Source organism: Trichocoleus sp. DQ-U1 (assembly GCF_039961925.1).
Lineage (GTDB): Bacteria > Cyanobacteriota > Cyanobacteriia > Cyanobacteriales > FACHB-T130 > FACHB-T130.
This window is the reverse complement of record NZ_JAMPKB010000007.1, coordinates 111,596-129,049: the sequence shown is the minus strand read 5'-3', so window position 1 is coordinate 129,049 and position 17,454 is coordinate 111,596. Positions and strand designations below refer to the sequence as shown.

The window sequence follows — 17,454 nt, the reverse complement described above, 5'->3', positions numbered from 1 at the left end:
AAAGCCAGAAGTCCGCACTAAATCTACGGGTCCGGCTAGAATCGGGAATTTAGAAGTGTTTGTCTGTTCGCTCTTAAGGATGACTTGACAGGATAATTCTGGCATCAAGACATACTCTACAGAGGCGGGAGAGTCGAAGGAGAAGATGGCAACGCGGTAAGGGCGACCATCGGAGGGAATCGTTGCTTTCGTCTGGCTGCGTAGGTTGCGGACTTCGCCGCCGTCATCAACGCCGGGTAAATCAACTGTGGCGGGAGTGGTGTCGGTTCCGAGTCCGGCTGTCTGAACTTGTTGATCTCTCGCTTGAATAACAATCTGCTGAGATTTTTCTTGAACATTTAAAGGGTCATCTGTCAGCAGGGGTGGTTCAGTTCCTAAGGATGCGCGGGCGGTAGAAAAGACTAAATCTACGTCTTTCCAATCTTCTCCCGTGCGTTGCCAGACACAGCCATCGAAGCGGAAAGAGAGCGTCGGTTTTTCGTCGAGGAGAAGGCGTGCTTGGTGCCAAGGTCGCCACATGGCACCGGGAACCACATAGTCGAAAGCGATCGCATACTCTCCCGCTTGGGGAATCATTAAGTCGGCTTCGATGTTGGCAACATAGACCCTATCGGGACGCGATAAGGCTTCTGCTTTGGCAATTAAGTCGTGAATTTGCTGGTGTAGTTGTTCTTGAGTGTGATAGCTGCTTAAGATTTCCGAGCGGAAATCTCGCAATTGTTTAAATAAAGTAGAAATTTGCTCTCGCCAGGATTTAGGGTCAATTTGTCCCCAAATCGCATCCACGGGGAGTTCCTGCAAACCTTTAGCAAGGATGGTGTTTACTCGCTCGAAGCACGATTCGAGGTGCTGGCGGTCTTCGCTGATATTGTTGAAGGAGTTAAGTAGCGATCGCAGTTCTGCTTGTAGAGACGCGAAATTTTGCATCTCTACATTGGCTAGTCGATCTGTTTCCTTAACCAACATCTGGCGGCGAACGCGAACATCGTCAATCCGTGCCTCTGGATATTCCTCACAAAACTCTGCCCGAAGAGATTTATCTGAAAGAACTGGGGCAACTTTCTGGACTTGAATTCTCCACAGTCCTTGGGTTAAATTAATTTTGCCAATTCGTCGCACCTGTGCCCTATCTTCTAAGAGTGTTACTACACAAACAGGTGCATCGAGCGTTAATTCTTGAATGACTTCTGGCGACTTTTGAATTGCTTGCATAATTTATCACTTCCTCATATCAAATTTATTTAAATCGTCATTGTTTGGAACCTCACCCCTATCCCCTCTCCGTTAACGGAGAGGGAAGAGCCGCAGGCGATCGCGGGAAGAGTTTCTGAGGGAATGCTAAAGCAAATGCTGAATAATCAACCGGATTTGATGACATCATTTGGAACCTCACCCCTACCCCCTCTCCGTTGACGGAGAGGGAAACCGGATCCATCGGCGATGGCGGGGAGAGGTTGTTTGCAAATGCTGAATAATCAACCGGATTTAATATCATTTAGCTTTTGCATTTAAGTATAAAGATTAGAATATTTACGCGGTAAATTTTCAACTATCAAGCTAATTGCTGTTGGTGCATCATTAACGATTGCAATAATCTGTTGATAATTACTAGGAGCCAATACTTCATACTGCCCCTTTCCGGTGGGTACAGCAGCAGGGCAATCATACCAAAAAGGAGGTTCCGTATATTTGCTGAAACCTAAACAATAATGACTGGTATACGGATAAAGTTGACTCAGCACTGAGTGTTTTCTAGCAGTTTGAATAAGATGAACTAAATCGTACACAGAACGGTGAGACTCAACCATGCGGATTCGGATGATAGGGGGCATTTGATTGTTTTCCCAAGTTTGCTCTGTGTATTGCCACCGCTGCTCGTGTTTTTGCAAAATTTCTTGCCACCGCTGTTCGAGTTCTTGCCATTTATTTTCAACATACTCATTCGTTGATATTTTTGTGGAAATAGGATTGGTTGATGCTTGAGAAGGCTTGCTGCTAGCACTAACGCTCAGTAGCAAGAGGCTGCAAACGGTGGCTGAGCCATACACAATAAACTCCCGCCGATTGTATTTTTCCACGGTACAACTTACTCTCTTTAGGCTATATATTTAGTAAGCCCAAATCTTCAATTAAAATTACGACTCCCGCCGATTTCCCCCAATCAATTCACTGTCCACAAAAGTTTTAATGATGTAATCAACTGATAGGGTAGTTTTCTCTTTTGCGGGGACTTCGACTTGCCAGCGATAGCCGCCTTTGATGGGTGAGTTACGTTCTTGTTGTTCGTATTTTTCCCAAGGTGGCGAGACGCGATCGCAATGGATATCTACTTTTGCTCCTTCTTGGGGAATGGGGAGTCTTTCTCGTACTTCAATCTTGGCAATTCTTGGTAGATAGTTGTTAATATCGATTTTAATTTTGTGGCGCAGTTCGTTGAAGGAGACGATGGTTTCGCCAGAACGAACTTCTTCATAAACGGTGTTTCGAGCAACTTTGATGGCTTGTTCCACTCCTAGCCCTAATTCCATCTGTGCTTTTGGTGGAACTGTGGCAATATTTGTAGATAAGATGTACTCGCCATCGACGTAGACATCCGCAGGGCCAGCGAGTAGCGGTGCTTGTAAGGGGTTGCGGAGTTGGGCAATTCTGAAGACGTTAGTATCTTCGCGGGGAACGACGATGTAGCGCAAATCTACGTCTGTACTGTTGCTAGTTAGGGCGACAGAGTGAAATTGCCCGTCTGAGGGGACATCAATTCGTCCATCAGCGCTATAGGCATAGTCGAAGGAACCTGCAACGTCTCGCACATGGATACCACCGGGAGGAAGCATCATCCAGAGGCATTTTTGGGCGTTATCACAAGCCTGTTGCACTACCTGCATGACATTAAACGTAACCGTAACTTTCTGACGTTGAAGGATTTCTAAATATATTTCCTGCTGTTGTTCTATCGACAATTTACCGCGCTTTGCTCGGTCATCTGCTGCGCCCATTCGCATGAGACCGTATGCCAGTAAATCGGTTACAGAATTCTCATCTGTAGTATCCTCCAGGTTCTGCCTCCTTCGACGCTGGAGAAATTCTGGTGCTGCTGGTGGGGCAGCTGCCGCCCGTTTCAGTGCTTTGTGAGCCGCTAGTCGGTCTCCTAGGGAAGGGGATTCTACTTGCGGTGCCAGTGATTCCTCTATATAGTCTGCACAAGGCGCTGCTGCTGGCATAGCCATCCCATAACTAGCGTACATTTCAGAGCGATCCTGCGCCGTCAGATCGGGTAAGGGTGGAACTGAAGGAGCATCGCATAAGAAATTCGCGATCGCGCTTTGTGACGACACAGCGGCTAAAGCTGTCGGTCTCTGGCTATCGTAGTCCTCAAAAAGAATCTCTGCACCGATTGGGGGACGACGCCAGCCTGATTTTCTCATCGCTGGTTGCACTCGTCCTAGCCGCAGCGAGGGCAATTCCGGTAGCGCACACCAACCCATCGGTTCGGCTGTAGAAAGTTCCAATCTTACCCCTGACCAATCTTCACCTGTGCGCTGACAAATCAACGCCCTGACGGCAATGCTGGCACTAGATTCCGCACTATTTAGGCGGCAAACATAGGTCGGTGTCCAACGCGCACCGGGGACGAAATATTCGATAACTAAGCGTGAAAAACCTAATTCCCCCTTTTCTACAAGGGAAGGAGGGGAATTTTGCCCTTCTCCTGGTAGAAGAGAGGTAGGGGGAGTAAACTCTTCGTAACTCAAACGGACAATTACCGTCTTGCGAAGCTCATTAGGTCTAGCATTTCTGGCGGTGGAAGCGATCGCCTGCTTTTGTTGCAAATCGGCAAGATATTCCTGAGCTAGACGCAATTTTTCCAAATTTTCCCGCTTTTCCTGGATTCGGGCGCGGATTTGTTCGTCGCTGAAGTTTGCCAAGGCAAGTCTAGCGTTCATTGGCGAAGGCGGCGGTGCTGTCCCAGGTTGAGCGTTGGGGCGATCGGGTACTTTTAGATTACTGAGGACGCCAATTTCTTTTTCGATGAGGGCGATCGCGTCCTGAATGCGTTGTACCTCAGCCATCGCTGCACGCAATTCCTCCTCCGGGGGTGGGTTCTGTGTCTCTTGCGGCGGGGGAACGGCTAAACCAATGCGAACATCTGAGGGAATCGGGGACGGGTTTTGCGTCTCTACAGATTCAACCCTCACTCGGACACTGCTATCATCTAGCGCCAGAGGCAATTCCGGTATCTCAACGTGTTCGGGCAGTTCCCCAACGTTCAGATGTAACTCAGCAATCCGAGTCACGGTGGCACCGGCAGCGTAGACTTTAACTGTGTCAATCCGAGAAGCCAGTTCTTGCATTGCCATGATGTTTGCGCTGAGTTACTGCCTATAGATCCAGTAAGGCACAGGGGAAGAAGCGATCGCAAGTAACTCTATGAAAAATTTAAAAATAAAAGATAGACTTTAAATTTTTTAATTTTGCAGTTTTAACTTTCCGCTGTTGCCAAAGGGAAGGTAAACCAGAAAGTAGAGCCGCGATTCGGGCGACTTGTCACTCCAATTTCTCCGCCGTGAGCGGTAATAATTTGCCGACAGAGATACAATTTTAACCCGATGTTAGTCGAGCAGCGAGCTTGAGGATCGCGGACAAAGAGATTGAATAAGCGATCGCACTCAAGCTGACTCATTTCTCTACCATTATCCTCTATGGTAAAGCGAATCATCTGCTTATCAACTTTAGCTTTTAGAGTCAATTTCAATCCAGGCGGATTTTGTTTTAAAGCATAGGTGAATAAGTTTTCAAAAACCCGCTGACTCTGATACGGATCGACCATGACTAACGGTAAATTTGCCGCCATCATATTTTTGATAGTTGCTTGATTTTCCACCAGCATGGGTTGCAAGTCTCGGAGAATCGCCGGAACCAATGTATTTAATTGAACTAACTCTCGCTGAAGAACAATCCCTCTATTTTCGTTAGTATTGGTTTCGATTAATGACTTAATCATGCTCAGTTGGCGTTCGTTGCCTTGGATCATTCGCTCTACAAGAGAGCGAGGAATGGTCACTTTTTCTTCTGACGATCCGAGCAGATTATTTAACACCATGATAGTGCCCTGAACCGAGGTGCGAAGATCGTGAGAAACTGTATGTAAAACAACGTCTTTAATCCGGTTCAGCTCTTGCAGTTCCTGCATTTTCTGCTGTAGCTGAGCGGTACGTTCTTCTACTTGGCGTTCTAGATTAGCATTTAGCGTTTGTACTTGTTGGAAGAGAGAAGATTGCTGAATTGCGATCGCTACCTGTACTCCCAGTTGATCGAGCAAGTCAATTTCATACTGCTGCCACTCCCGTGGTGCAGAGCATTGATTGGCAATTAAGATGCCATAAAGTTTGTCTCCTAGCATGATTGGGACACCGATGCCAGCTTTGACTTGATATCGATTGTGGTATTCAGCGATAAATGCAGATTTTTCTACTTTTGTTGTATCGTTGACAACTCGGATGCGATCGAGTTCAAATATTTGTTGAACTTCTTTGTAAGCAACGTTCTCCGTAACCCAACCTAAAATTGACGGAAAATTATGATCTACTGACTCTGCAACGGTTGTACCTTGCCCCTTTTCATCAAAGTAACTAATAAACACGCGATCCGCGTGCAAAAACTGCCTAACTTCTTCAACTGTGGTGTTGAGAATTTCATTCAAATCGAGCGATCGCCTAATCCGCAAGGCAATCTCGTAGAGCAAGCGATCGCGTTCTGCGGTGGCGCGAGCCAAAGCTTCAGCAGCTTTGTTCTCAGTAATATCGCTCCTTACAGAAACTAAGCATGATTCGCCATTAATGTTGACAATTTCTGCTGAAAATAAATAGATTCCTACCTCGCCAGACTTCTTGCGAAACTCAAATTCCTGGTTGTGAATCGCTCCCTGTTCCCGCAACATCTGTTGCATCCTCATGCGATCTTCTGGATTCACCCAGGCATTGATTTCAAGTGAGGTACAACCAATAACTTCTTCTTTTTTATAATTACTAAGGCGGAGATAGCTATCATTGACATCAATATAACGCCCCTCATTGAGGGTTGTAATACTCATAGCATCAGGGCTATAACGAAACGCTATAGAAAACTTTTCTTCCGAAAGCAAGAGTGCCTCTTCGCGAGTCTTGCGCTCGGTAATATCTATCAGTAAACCATTCCAATAAATGTCATTATTTCCTTGCAAAATAGGTCGAGCCGCAGTTTGCATCCACTTGAGGTTGCCCGATTTGGTAATCACACGACCTTCCCATATCCAAGGTTGAAGATTCGCTGCCGAAATAACTAATGATTGTTCATAAGCTTCCCGATCGTCTGGATGGATCAGTTTCCATAGCAGAGGTGGGTCTGTATAAGCTGAATAAGATGCTAATTCTAAGAATTCTTGGCAACCGGAATGGGCAAATAGTAACCAGCGAGAATCATCACAATTGAGAAGCTGAAAAATAATTCCCAGCTTATTTGCTGCCACTTTTTCAAGTGTTGAGTCACTTTGTGCCAGGGAAATTTCTGCGGGTAAAAGATTTTCCCAGGAATGGGTGACAGTTGGGAACTGAAAATCTGAATCGACTTGTGTTTGAGTTTGGCTGACTATTTCTTCAACACTTTCTTCCTCCAAATTCAGGAGCAGCTTTAACTGTTCAAAAGCTGCTTCATCTCGACAGCAAGCCCGTAAAGCTTGTAAATAATTTAAATCAGAAACCATGTCCTTCCTAGATATGGGATGACACTGAAAAACTGATTGATGAGCAGCACGTGATTGAGTTCTCTGAGCCAAGAATTTCTTTTTCAACATTGCACTCACCCTTCATTTTCAGTATTATTCAGTCTTATTCCAAGTTACAATAAGCACTGGCGATCGCCTTCGTGCAGGTGACTCACCCGATTGGGTGATTTTTAGCGATGGGTCATTAGTCAGTGGTAACGCAATAATGACGATGAACTAACCAGCTTTTTCTGCCTCTGGTGAGGTTGCTAAAGGTAATGTGAACCAGAAAGTTGCTCCAGTTCTGGGGGCGCTAATGGCACCAATTTGTCCCCCATGAGCGGTGATGATTTGCCGACAAAGATATAACCCTAGACCGATGCCAGCAGAACGGGCGCGGTTTCCTCGAACATAACGATCGAAAAGACGATCGCACGCTTCTGGAGTCATCCCGATCCCGTTATCAGCAACGGTGCAATGAATCATCTCTTCTTCTATGGTGGCTTCCAAGGTGATGCGAAGTCCGGGTGGGTTATGGTTCAGAGCATTAGTCAGCAGATTTTCAAAAACTCGTCTTAGCTGCAATGGATCGGCTGTCACGCCCGGTAAATCGTCGGGAACTCGATTTATCAGCGACGCTTGATGTTTTGATAGCAGCGGTTCTAAGTCTTCTGCGATCGCTTGAATCAACGTACTCAATTCTACAAACTCATATTGGAGGACAACGCCGCGAACTTCGCTGGAATGCGCTTCGAGGAGAGAGTTGATTAAACCCAGTTGGCGATCGCTACTCTGGATCATCCGCTCTAAAATTGAGCGAGGAATGGGAATCGTGTCTCCTGGCTTATTCAACAAGTTATTCACTACCAAGGACATTCCCATAATCGGGGTGCGAAGATCGTGAGAAACTGCATGAAGAAACTCATCTTTGAGTTCGTTCAGCTCTTTGAGTTCCTCCATTTTTTGAATGAGTTGGGCAGTGCGCGTCTCAACTTGACGTTCCAAACTAGCATTGAGATCCTGTACTTGTTGATAGAGTTTTGCTTGCTGAATGGCGATTGTCACTTGAGTTGACAGCGATGAAAGCAAATCAATTTCCAATTGTTTCCAGTCACGCGGGGTTGTACATTGATCGACCATCAAGATTCCCCACGGCTCGTCATTCAGAAGAATCGGTACAGCCAGATAAGCTTTGATATGATAATTGGAAAAATCTTGAGAAATGGCTGAAGAAAGCTCTATTTGAGAAGTATCTTTGACAACGTGGATAGTTTTATTCTCAAACATCGCTCTGATTTGTTGCATATGTTCTTCATCTGTGGGACTCCATCCCAAAACAGGTCGCCAAGGGGGAGCGACCGATTCCGCAACCACCTCAAAATTGCTATAAATACGACTGATAAAAACCCGATCTGCTAACAGAAAATTTCGGACTTCTATCACAGTAGTATCTAGAATTTGCTGAATATCGAGTGATTGTCGAATCCGGAGTGCCATCGCGCCCGACAAGCGATCGCGCTCCGCCGAGAGTAACAGCGCCTCTTCTGCACGCTGGCGCTCGGTAATATCAATTCCTAACCCAAAGAAAAAGTCAAGTTCCCCATTTTCTTTCGCAACCGACTTTCCGTGCCATTCTACTAGCAGTTTTTCGCCTTGTTTGGTAAGCACGTAGTTGTGCCTTTGAGGCAGTTGCTGTAGTTGGATGACATGCTCAAAGACTTCAGAAACGATTGCGCGATCGCTTTGGGGAATAAAAGTCGAAAGATAATCAGTTCCTAAAACCTCCTCAAAGGTATAACCAAGAGCGTGAAGCATTGCGTCATTCATCATCCTGACGGTGCCATCCGGATTGATAGCCACAAAAAAAGCTGGAGAAGTTTGGACAATCGTGGTGTTAAAGTCTCTTTCTTGGCGTAGTTTCTCCTCTGCTTGCTTCCAATCGGTAATGTCTTGCGTCATCACCATTGCCGCAAAAATTTCTCCGCCCTCATTTTTGACGGGAAGTGCGTGCAAAAGATAGATCCGGGAAGCAGCGCGATCGCTATCAGACGAATTATTGTAAGGAACTTCAATAACAGTGCCTTTTCCTGCCAGCGCCGCCCGATAAGTCGGCTCTAACAATTCACAAGTTTCACGAGGTAATGTCTCCCAAAGCATCTTTCCTTCTAACAACTCTTTAGAAAGACCAATCGCAGCTAATCCTGCACCTTCAGCAATCGTGTAACGGAGGTCTTGATCGAATAAGAAAACTGCGCCGTTCGGAAAGTTTCTTGCAAGCGTGCGATATAATTCCTCACTTCGCGTCAGAGCCTCTTCCGCTCGTTTTCGTTCGGTGATATCTATCCCAATACTGATAATGTAATTAACTGAGCTATCGGCATCGACGAGAACCGTATTCGACCAAGCAATCGGTCTTCGGCTTCCATGTTTCGTTACCCAGTAGTTTTCATTAGTCTTAGGAAATTCCCCTGATTGAAGAGCTTTAAAGATAGTTTTGACGGGTTCCAATTCCTCCGGAATTATAAATAAATCCCAGAAATACTTGTTCTTGACTTCTTCAAATGAATATTGAGTTGTTCTCTCGCAAGCTCGATTAAAACGGATGATTCGTCCTTGGCAATCGAGAACTACCACTAAAGCACCAGCCGTATCAAGGATGGCAGAAACAAAATTTCGCTCCTTCCTCAAATCTTTAATGAGTCCCCGCAATTGAGACGTCATTTCATTAAAAGTGGTCGATAATACCCCCAATTCATTGCCTTGTCTAACTGTGACTTCCGTATCTAGATTTCCCCCACTAATTTGGGCTGCTGCTTTTGTTAAACGCTGCAAAGGTAATACAATTTGCCGGGAGAAGAACCAACCCAGCTCAATCGCCACTAGCATCGCCACGCTCAATGCTATCCCCATCACCAAAAGCATTCTTCGCACCGGAGCGTAGGCTTCAACGGTGGGTAGTTCTACCACCACCTTCCAGCGCCCAGTACGGATGGTAGAAATGGCTCCCACTACCTCAACACCTCGCAAACCTTGATAAGTAGTCAGCCGTTTTGCACCATTTAATTTAGTTAATTTTTGGATGAATGGGTAGTCTGAGAGGTCTTTCAGATTAAAATTTTCAGGAGATTTTTCTTTCTCAGCAATTAAATAATTGCGATTATCGATCGCATAAGCATAACCCGTCTTCCCTACTTTGGTGTGAGAGAGAACATTCCAGAGAAACTTTAAATTGATCCAAGCCATTAAAACGCCATTAATTTCATCTTGTTGATTGCGAATGGGCACAGCTAAGATGACCGTCTGCAAGTGAGTCTTAGGGTCAATTCTAACGGGGCTGACAAAATCTTCCTGTTGTCTAAAAGCTTGTAAAAATGATGTAGAAGCTTCTTCTTGATAGAAAATTGTTTTACCATAAGGCGAAGAGGAAGAAACAATATTACCCTTATTATTAAAAATTGCCACTGTTTCATAAGCACTATTGTGGCGGGTTAACGCTTCCAGAAATCTATCTTGAATCTCAGGCGAAAGATCGGTCAATCCTTGCACTCTCGCTAAATAGCTTAGTTTCCGCTGCAAGTCATCCAAGTAAGCATTGATTTCCCCAGCAGCCGCATGACTGCGCTCTTGTTGGGCAATTTCTACTTGTTGCAATTGAGCTTGAAAGCTTAGATAGATTAAAATTCCAGAAGTGAGCAATAGTGTTGAAATGACTAGCAAGACCAGACCGTATCTCAGCTGATTTGCAATTGAAGAAAGCCAAGATAAAGGTAAATTTATACCTGTATTAGCTTGATGCGAAGCACTGTTGCGATTTCTTTTGTTCATCGTGCCTCCTAGCTCAGAAAGTTGCACCCGCTGGTTCGCAATTGTTTAAAACCCCTACAGAAGCGATGTAAATTGCCTCTAGGGTGAAACATCTATTTTGCCAGTGACGATCTCTTGCTTAACAGAAGCGACGAAAGCTTCTTGCTCTGGAGTTAACGAGCCATAAAAAGGAGCTAAATCTTGGACTTCCTCTAGCAGCCCAAACTTGTATTGCTTGCCTTCCCATCGCCCCTGTTGTACCAAGGTTGCTCCCTCCAGCATTAACATAGGCACCTGCTGGATAACGCTGGTAACAATCGTCTTTGGAGCCAGTTTGTGCTGATTTTCAATCTCATTGGTGGCATGTCTCCAGCTGATAACGTAAACGCCCTTACTTTGGGCAGCTACTTTAATAACACCTATATTGGCTCTATCGGCATCAACGACTAAAACATCAGTTCCCGCTGCTACTTGCTCTTGGGCAATTTTTCTAGCTTTGTCCGCATCTGACCAACTGTTAAGCCACTTGATAGAAACTGTACTGTCCAGTTTCGTTGCCCGGACACCCCGTTTAAATAAGATAGCCTCTTCTTCCATCACTGGATATGCTTGACCGCCAATAAAGGCAACTTTTTTAGTTTTGGTTTTGAGTCCGGCAACGACCCCAGTTAGATAACCCACTTCCCCACTCCGAAACGCCAAAGCACCCACGTTTTTATTGTTACCGGCATAACTGCTCATGAGGGCAAATTTAGTGCGAGGAAAATCTTTGGCAACTGTTTCGGCGGCGTCGCGATATTCATCACCATGACTGATGAGGAAATCAAAACTTTTTTGGGCATATTGACGAAAAAGTTTCTCACCATCAGCTTCAGGAACGCTAGCAGTATAAGCCACCTCAGCCCCAAGTTCTTTTTCAATCAATTTCAGCCCTTCGTAACCTGATTGATTCCAACCTTTGTCATTTATAGGGCCAGGAAAAAGCATTGCTACTTTAAAAGTCCCGGCTTTTCCAGCCTCAGGTGTAGGTGTAATCTTGCTTCCGGTTGCACCGCAGGCCACCAGAAACAAAGTTAAAACTAGGCAAATAGTTTTCTTGCTCATGGATAGTGGGTAGTGGGTCATGGGTGGTGGGTAGTTGGTAAGGATGACCACTTATTACCTACTACCTCTTGACTAAGGACTCAGGACTACTAAGACACTAAAAGAATTTTGCTTCTAGATTCTATCTACTTTTATTTAATTGGTCTAGCTGGGGTCAGCAGGAAATATCCTCTCTAGAAAGCGTTCATTATATTTGCGATTTTTTTTTAATTGATAAATATAAAACAAATTATTTTATGGGGAACAAGATGAGTAGTATTGCAGCTATTGATAATATTTTTCCACAGGTTGTTGCCCCAATTTTATTTTAAGCTAACTTATACTAATACCATTTAACTTTTGTGATGCTAAACTTCAGATACTTCTAGTCTAAGCTCAAAGAAGTGTAACTCGATATCAGCCTCTGCTTAACCTAAGAGACTGGATGGAAGTAATGTGGGTGCTGGTGTTTCAGCGGGCATAACGAATGGGTGAGTTTAAGTTTTTAACTTGCACCTAGTGTTACATTTATTCTTTTTTGTAATATTAATTTCGATAAAATACCGGCTATATTCCAAGCATCATCTCCTCCTCTATGGTGAGTTCCTTCAAGGGGAAGATTCAGTAATTCTAATGCCATATCCATGCCAATTTCATTTGGCATGGCATGAATAATCCCAAAAAGAGTTTTGATATTTATATGTCGGGTTCCGAAAGGATAACTGATATGGCGAGATTGGCATTGTTTTTCAAATTGTCGTCGGTCGTAGTCGCCGTAGCTTGCCCAAACTCTATCTTTTGATAAATATTTTTTCTTTAAAATTGAACAGGCTGATTCAAAAGAAATTCCTAGATTAACTTGTGCTTGAGTTAATGTGGTTAGATTGGTGCAAAATTGACTAACTTGGGAACGTTCGGGTTTCACGAGGATACTTTCTTTTTCCAAGCGCTCTCCCGTAGCGATATCAATTGGACAAATCCCAATTTCGATGATTTCGTTTTCTTGTCCAGCGGGTGGATTTCCTTGCCAGCAAGTTGATTCAATATCAACCACAAGGATTTGGTCTAATTTCTTAGCCATTTTGGGGTGACTTCTTGTTTGGTGTGGACACCCCGTAGAGGTGCCTCTACGGGGTATTGGGAATTTGAAATAATTAGTCAGTTAATTCGGTGCGAAGTTGATTGACAACTCGGCTTAAGGCTACTGAATGGGAGGCTTTGAAAAGGATGCGATCGCCTTCTTGCACCATTTCTTTCAAACGCTCTACCACAGCCTGATGCGTCGAAAAGCACTCAGCAGGTAAAGGGGCAGCACCCAGAGCGATCGCTTCGGCTTCTTTGTCATCTACCAGCACCAGCAAAGCGTCTAGATTCAACCGCCGCGCCGCTTCTCCAACTGCGAAGTGGAATTGGGGCGATCGCTCTCCCAATTCCTTCATCGTCCCCAGAACCGCAATATGCCTTTTTCCTGGCGTTTGTGCCAACAATTGCAGCGCCGCCAGCATTGACTCTAGCCCAGCATTGTAGGTTTCATCCAAAATGGCAACATCGTTGGGCAAATCGTAGCGCTGCGCCCTCCCAGATGGGAGATTTACCGACAAACCGGCGGTTAACAATTTCCAGTCAACCTGGAGAACTTTAGCTACTGCCAAGGCTGCCAGAAAATTAGATGCATTATGACGCCCCGGTAGCGGTAACGGCAGATGCACCCCTTCGACGCACAATGTCTCGTTATCAATCAATTCCCCGCGTAAATCTCCCCCTTCCAAGCCGTAGGTAATGGTTTGCCCTTGCCAAACTGTTGCCGCAGTTTCCATTAACAAGCGGTTGTCGTGATTCAGAACAGCGATGCTATTGGAAGGCATTTCCGCGAGTAATTCGCATTTCGCTTGGGCGATCGCTTCCTCCGAACCCAACCGCCCGATATGCGCGGTTCCCACATTCGTAATTACCGCTACAGAAGGTTGTGCAATTTGTGTTAATAGGGCAATTTCACCCCTAGCACGCATTGCCATTTCAATAACAGCATAGTTATGCATTGGTGAAAGTTCTAATAGTGTTTTGGGAACACCAATTTCGTTGTTGTAGTTAGCCTGAGTTTTAAGAATGTCGCCCTTTGTTGACAAAACTGCTGCAATTAATTCTTTGGTAGTGGTTTTACCTACCGAGCCGGTTATACCGATTACAGGGATATCGAACTGCAAGCGCCACCAATGAGCGATCGTTTGATATGCTTTCAAGGTGTCTTCTAGGCACAAATGTGGAAGAGATCCCGACAATGGGTGGTCAGTAATGGCTGCGATCGCTCCTTTTTCTAGAGCAGTTTCCACAAACTCATGCCCATCAAACTTGTCTCCCCGTAGTGCCACAAAAATTTCTCCCGGCTTCAGGCTACGGGTGTCAGTTGTAATTCCTGCAACATATCTTGCTAATTCGGCGTCAGATAGATTGATTGGTTTCGCCCCTATGATTTGGGCTATTTGAGAGAGGAGGACGTGACAAGGCATGAGGCTTATGTTCAAACTTCAAGAAGATTCATCCTTATCATGCACTACGCAAAGCGTTAGAACAAAAGATGCATTTTGAGCAGTGATTTCTATCACATAATCCGCTATCTTGTCCCACTACTTTAGAGGTAGATGCGCGAAGTGAATAATTGATGCTCTGCGGCATCCGTATTTCTACTTCATCGAAACTTCACAATTTTGCCGCATATTTGCGGAACCATTTGAAGAATCAACCAAGATATGCTCTATTTGGGGTAATCTTTCTCCGATTATAGGAGTATAGAAAATAGCCCCCTTATCAGGGTGATATTTAGGGTGCATCGATTCAAGCGTCTACTACACGACAGTTGCAATAGAAATAAACCGAATCAACCGAACTGATATAAACTCAGCCCTAGCGTGCGTACGTAGGGGGGCATTGAAGTGACAACCTGGACAGACTGTTATCACCGACACACTAGCACTGAAGAGCAGCAGCTTTACGATCATTTGCTTTACTGGGTTCAACATGAATCACCCAGTCGGATGATCGAGCGATTTCGCCAGCTGTTCATGGATGGCGTGGGGTATTCAGAGCCAAAAATCTGGATGGCGCTGGAGAGAATTACGACTTCCAAGCAGGCTGAGCAGGAATTCCGGTTTATTCTTAATCGGTGCTGCCATATTCTGATCAATCGCTGGCAGATGCACCCCAATCTCCAAGCGTCCATCCCGGATTTGGTGGAAATATTCCAGACGCCTCCGGTCATGGGAACGGTTCGCTCTCGCGGAGCCAGACGTTTGCGGGAGCTGGTAAGGATTTTCAACCAGACGGAGCAATATCTGACCCTGCGACGGCTAGCCCAGGTGATGAGTCAAGCCGCAGAGGCAACTGGCAATGACTCTAAGCCTTTGGGAAGCTTAATTCGCCGGTATCCCTACCTATATGAACATTGCCTATTGAGTGAAGACAGCTCTTACGAGCATCAGCAAACAGTTCGGCAAATTCAATCCCGAATTCAGCGGGGATTTGAAGTCGATTTGTCTCAGTACGTAACTTACCAAGTACGGCGTGCCCAAGTGTCGCGTCAGACTTGCCCCAGTCAACGCGAACGAATTATCCAGCCGGTGACGAATCCAACGTTATTGAGCGATCGCGAACTGGGTGTTGCTCTCAAACAATTTTACGGCAAAGTAGAAGGCTCCCACACCTACCGAGATTTATCACAGCGCTTCCTCACCCACACTAGCCAAACACCTTCCTACAGAGCTTTTAAATGGGATTTATACGAATATCTGACCGCTTCCATTGACCCAGAATTTGGTAAACGTCAGTTTAACGAGCGCTTGTATGCCCAGCTAAAAAACACTCTCCCGAATAGCGATTCCCAAAGACCTAGCGAATTCTTGATTGTCCGAACTTGTAGTCAATTGTTGAACTTTTTAGTGGTAGAAAGTCCGCAGCGACCGAATCACTATGTCTTCGTCGATCTGATTACGAATTTGGGGGCGACATTCACAACCGGCTTGCTTTTGAAAATAGTGCTGCTGTGCCGCAAGGTCAAGCCCTACTTGGAAAAGCGATTTTCAATTCTTTTTAACCACTACGAGTCTTATGCCAGAGATGGTGTGCCGTGGTTAATCAAATCTCTGGAAAATCTGAATGTAGCTTTAAGCCTACACTTTGGGGATGCTGATGTTTCCTGCTTGAGCCAAATATTATGAGCTAAATATTATCAGGAATTGCCGCTGATTGCCCCAACGAAGGCAAGAGGCATTATTTTTTACTTTTCTAGTTTTTCCAATTACCACTACATTTCATCTGTCTATTGCCCCGAATTCAGCAGGGGTTCAGGAAAGCTGATGTGTAGCCTCACAAAAGTGAAATGGTAACAGTTAGCTCAAATACAATCCCTAACCCCCTAAGCCTCCTTCCCTTAGTGGAGGAATTGAGGGGGTTCGCGGGGGCGCAAGGAGGGTACACAGACGAAGAAATCCGACTTCTGCTGCTGGTGAAAAACAGTTTTCCCCTGATTTTGTACGCCTGCTTAATGAAAAGTTAGGAACGGTTCGACTCAGAAAATAAATTTTATGCTAGAATCTTGCTCGTGAATCAGGATCGGATGTAAGCTTTGTTACTCGCGCAGCAAGTTTATCTCTACTGTGTGGGCAAATAGCTCTCCGAAACTGGAGCTTGAAAATATTGAATGGTGGAGATATTTCCGTGTCGATATATGTAGGAAACCTATCCTACGAAGTTACGCAAGACGATCTCACATCTGTCTTTACAGAGTACGGAACCGTTAAACGAGTTCAGCTGCCTACAGATCGAGAAACGGGGCGGATGCGTGGCTTTGGATTTGTGGAAATGGGAACGGATGCTGAAGAGGAAGCTGCAATTGAAGCCCTCGATGGAGCAGAGTGGATGGGTCGCACCCTGAAAGTAAATAAAGCCAAACCCCGTGAAGATAGGGGTGGGAGTCGCAGTCCAGGAAGCAGGAGCGGTCAAGGAGGAGGAGGAAATTTCTCTTCCCGGCGCTATTGAGCTAGTGGCTTAATCATGTCAACTTGAGATTGGAATAACAGCAAAGATCGATTGCCTGTAATTCTCTGCTTGATTTCGGTTAGGGGCTAGCAGTGTTAGTTGGTCAAAATTGAGTAAAAATGCGCCCAGCATCTTACGACTACACCAGACCAGGTTAGTCGTAAGATGCTGGGTGGCGCATGGTACAATCAATGCTTAGGGTAGCTTAAGTGTGCTGCTCGCCCGTCGTTTGGCTGGAGTCATCTCAGGTACTCAGAGCGACTGAATAAGGTAGGGCTGCTCCTGGAAGTTCGAGACTGAGTACGTTGGTAGGCTAATCGCACTCGTCGGGAAAAACAATAAGCAAAAAGCTTTGTACAGAAGCGATATTGGGTCTGTACAACTCCAGTACGCAAATGGTCTGGAGGTGAGTAGGGCACTAGAGACTCGGCAGCCAAGTCTTTACCCGAAACACACCGAAAACGGCAGTAGGGACATGGTCATAACCCTTGCCCCTGCTCCAATCGCAGGAGGAATGAACGAAAGCTGCGATCGCTCAAGCGAAGCCATCGATCGTGGATTAAGTTCACACCCGAAAAGCAACTTAATCACCTATACAGAGGAATCATCAAGAATGACCCAAGTGGTTTTAGGCGAAAATGAGGGAATAGAATCAGCTTTGCGCCGCTTCAAACGGCAAGTATCCAAGGCTGGAATCTTAGCAGATTTTAGATATCGGCGGCATTTTGAAACTCCCATAGAAAAGCGCAAGCGCAAGGCAACTGCTGCCCGCCGCAAAAAAAGACGTTTTGGGTAACAAA

The 17,454-nt window shown here is 45.4% G+C and carries 11 protein-coding genes; 3 read left to right on the top strand and 8 right to left on the bottom strand.

Going from position 1 to position 17,454, the window contains the following annotated elements; all coding sequences use genetic code 11:
* The 8 genes from NDI34_RS05060 to murF form a co-directional block, all read right to left on the bottom strand.
* A partial coding sequence (locus NDI34_RS05060) for a mucoidy inhibitor MuiA family protein (RefSeq protein WP_348232047.1) occupies window positions 1-1,212 on the bottom strand: 1,212 nt, incomplete at its 3' end.
* A gap of 296 nt (window positions 1,213-1,508) precedes the next feature.
* Window positions 1,509-2,078, bottom strand: coding sequence for a DUF6193 family natural product biosynthesis protein (locus NDI34_RS05055; protein ID WP_348232046.1), 570 nt, complete (start codon window positions 2,076-2,078; stop codon window positions 1,509-1,511).
* Between the two features lie 57 nt (window positions 2,079-2,135).
* Window positions 2,136-4,355: a DUF4139 domain-containing protein gene (locus tag NDI34_RS05050; RefSeq protein WP_348232045.1), complete on the bottom strand. Its 2,220-nt coding sequence runs from the start codon at window positions 4,353-4,355 to the stop codon at window positions 2,136-2,138.
* A gap of 122 nt (window positions 4,356-4,477) precedes the next feature.
* A complete protein-coding gene (locus NDI34_RS05045) occupies window positions 4,478-6,736 on the bottom strand; it encodes a PAS domain S-box protein (RefSeq protein WP_348232044.1) in 2,259 nt (752 codons plus the stop codon).
* A 237-nt stretch (window positions 6,737-6,973) separates the two neighbouring features.
* Window positions 6,974-10,561, bottom strand: a complete 3,588-nt coding sequence (locus NDI34_RS05040) for a PAS domain S-box protein (protein ID WP_348232043.1) — start codon at window positions 10,559-10,561, stop codon at window positions 6,974-6,976.
* 78 nt (window positions 10,562-10,639) lie between these two features.
* Window positions 10,640-11,644: a BMP family protein gene (locus NDI34_RS05035; RefSeq protein ID WP_190411589.1), complete on the bottom strand. Its 1,005-nt coding sequence runs from the start codon at window positions 11,642-11,644 to the stop codon at window positions 10,640-10,642.
* Window positions 11,645-12,128: 484 nt separating this feature from the next.
* On the bottom strand, window positions 12,129-12,704 hold the full coding sequence (locus tag NDI34_RS05030; protein ID WP_348232042.1) for a 3'-5' exonuclease: 576 nt from the start codon (window positions 12,702-12,704) through the stop codon (window positions 12,129-12,131).
* A gap of 73 nt (window positions 12,705-12,777) precedes the next feature.
* Entirely contained in the window at window positions 12,778-14,130 is a 1,353-nt protein-coding gene (murF, locus tag NDI34_RS05025) for a UDP-N-acetylmuramoyl-tripeptide--D-alanyl-D-alanine ligase (RefSeq protein WP_348232041.1), read from the bottom strand.
* A 423-nt stretch (window positions 14,131-14,553) separates the two neighbouring features.
* Here murF and NDI34_RS05020 point away from each other — a divergent pair, with 423 nt between their 5' ends.
* From NDI34_RS05020 to rpsU, 3 genes are all read left to right on the top strand, one after another.
* Window positions 14,554-15,834 carry a hypothetical protein gene (locus NDI34_RS05020; RefSeq protein WP_190429145.1) on the top strand — a complete coding sequence of 427 codons (1,281 nt, stop codon included), beginning with the start codon at window positions 14,554-14,556 and terminating at the stop codon, window positions 15,832-15,834.
* A 499-nt stretch (window positions 15,835-16,333) separates the two neighbouring features.
* On the top strand, window positions 16,334-16,654 hold the full coding sequence (locus tag NDI34_RS05015) for an RNA-binding protein (protein WP_190411592.1): 321 nt from the start codon (window positions 16,334-16,336) through the stop codon (window positions 16,652-16,654).
* A gap of 613 nt (window positions 16,655-17,267) precedes the next feature.
* Entirely contained in the window at window positions 17,268-17,450 is a 183-nt protein-coding gene (gene rpsU, locus NDI34_RS05010) for a 30S ribosomal protein S21 (protein ID WP_190411722.1), read from the top strand.
* The last annotated feature ends 4 nt before the right edge of the window (window positions 17,451-17,454 follow it).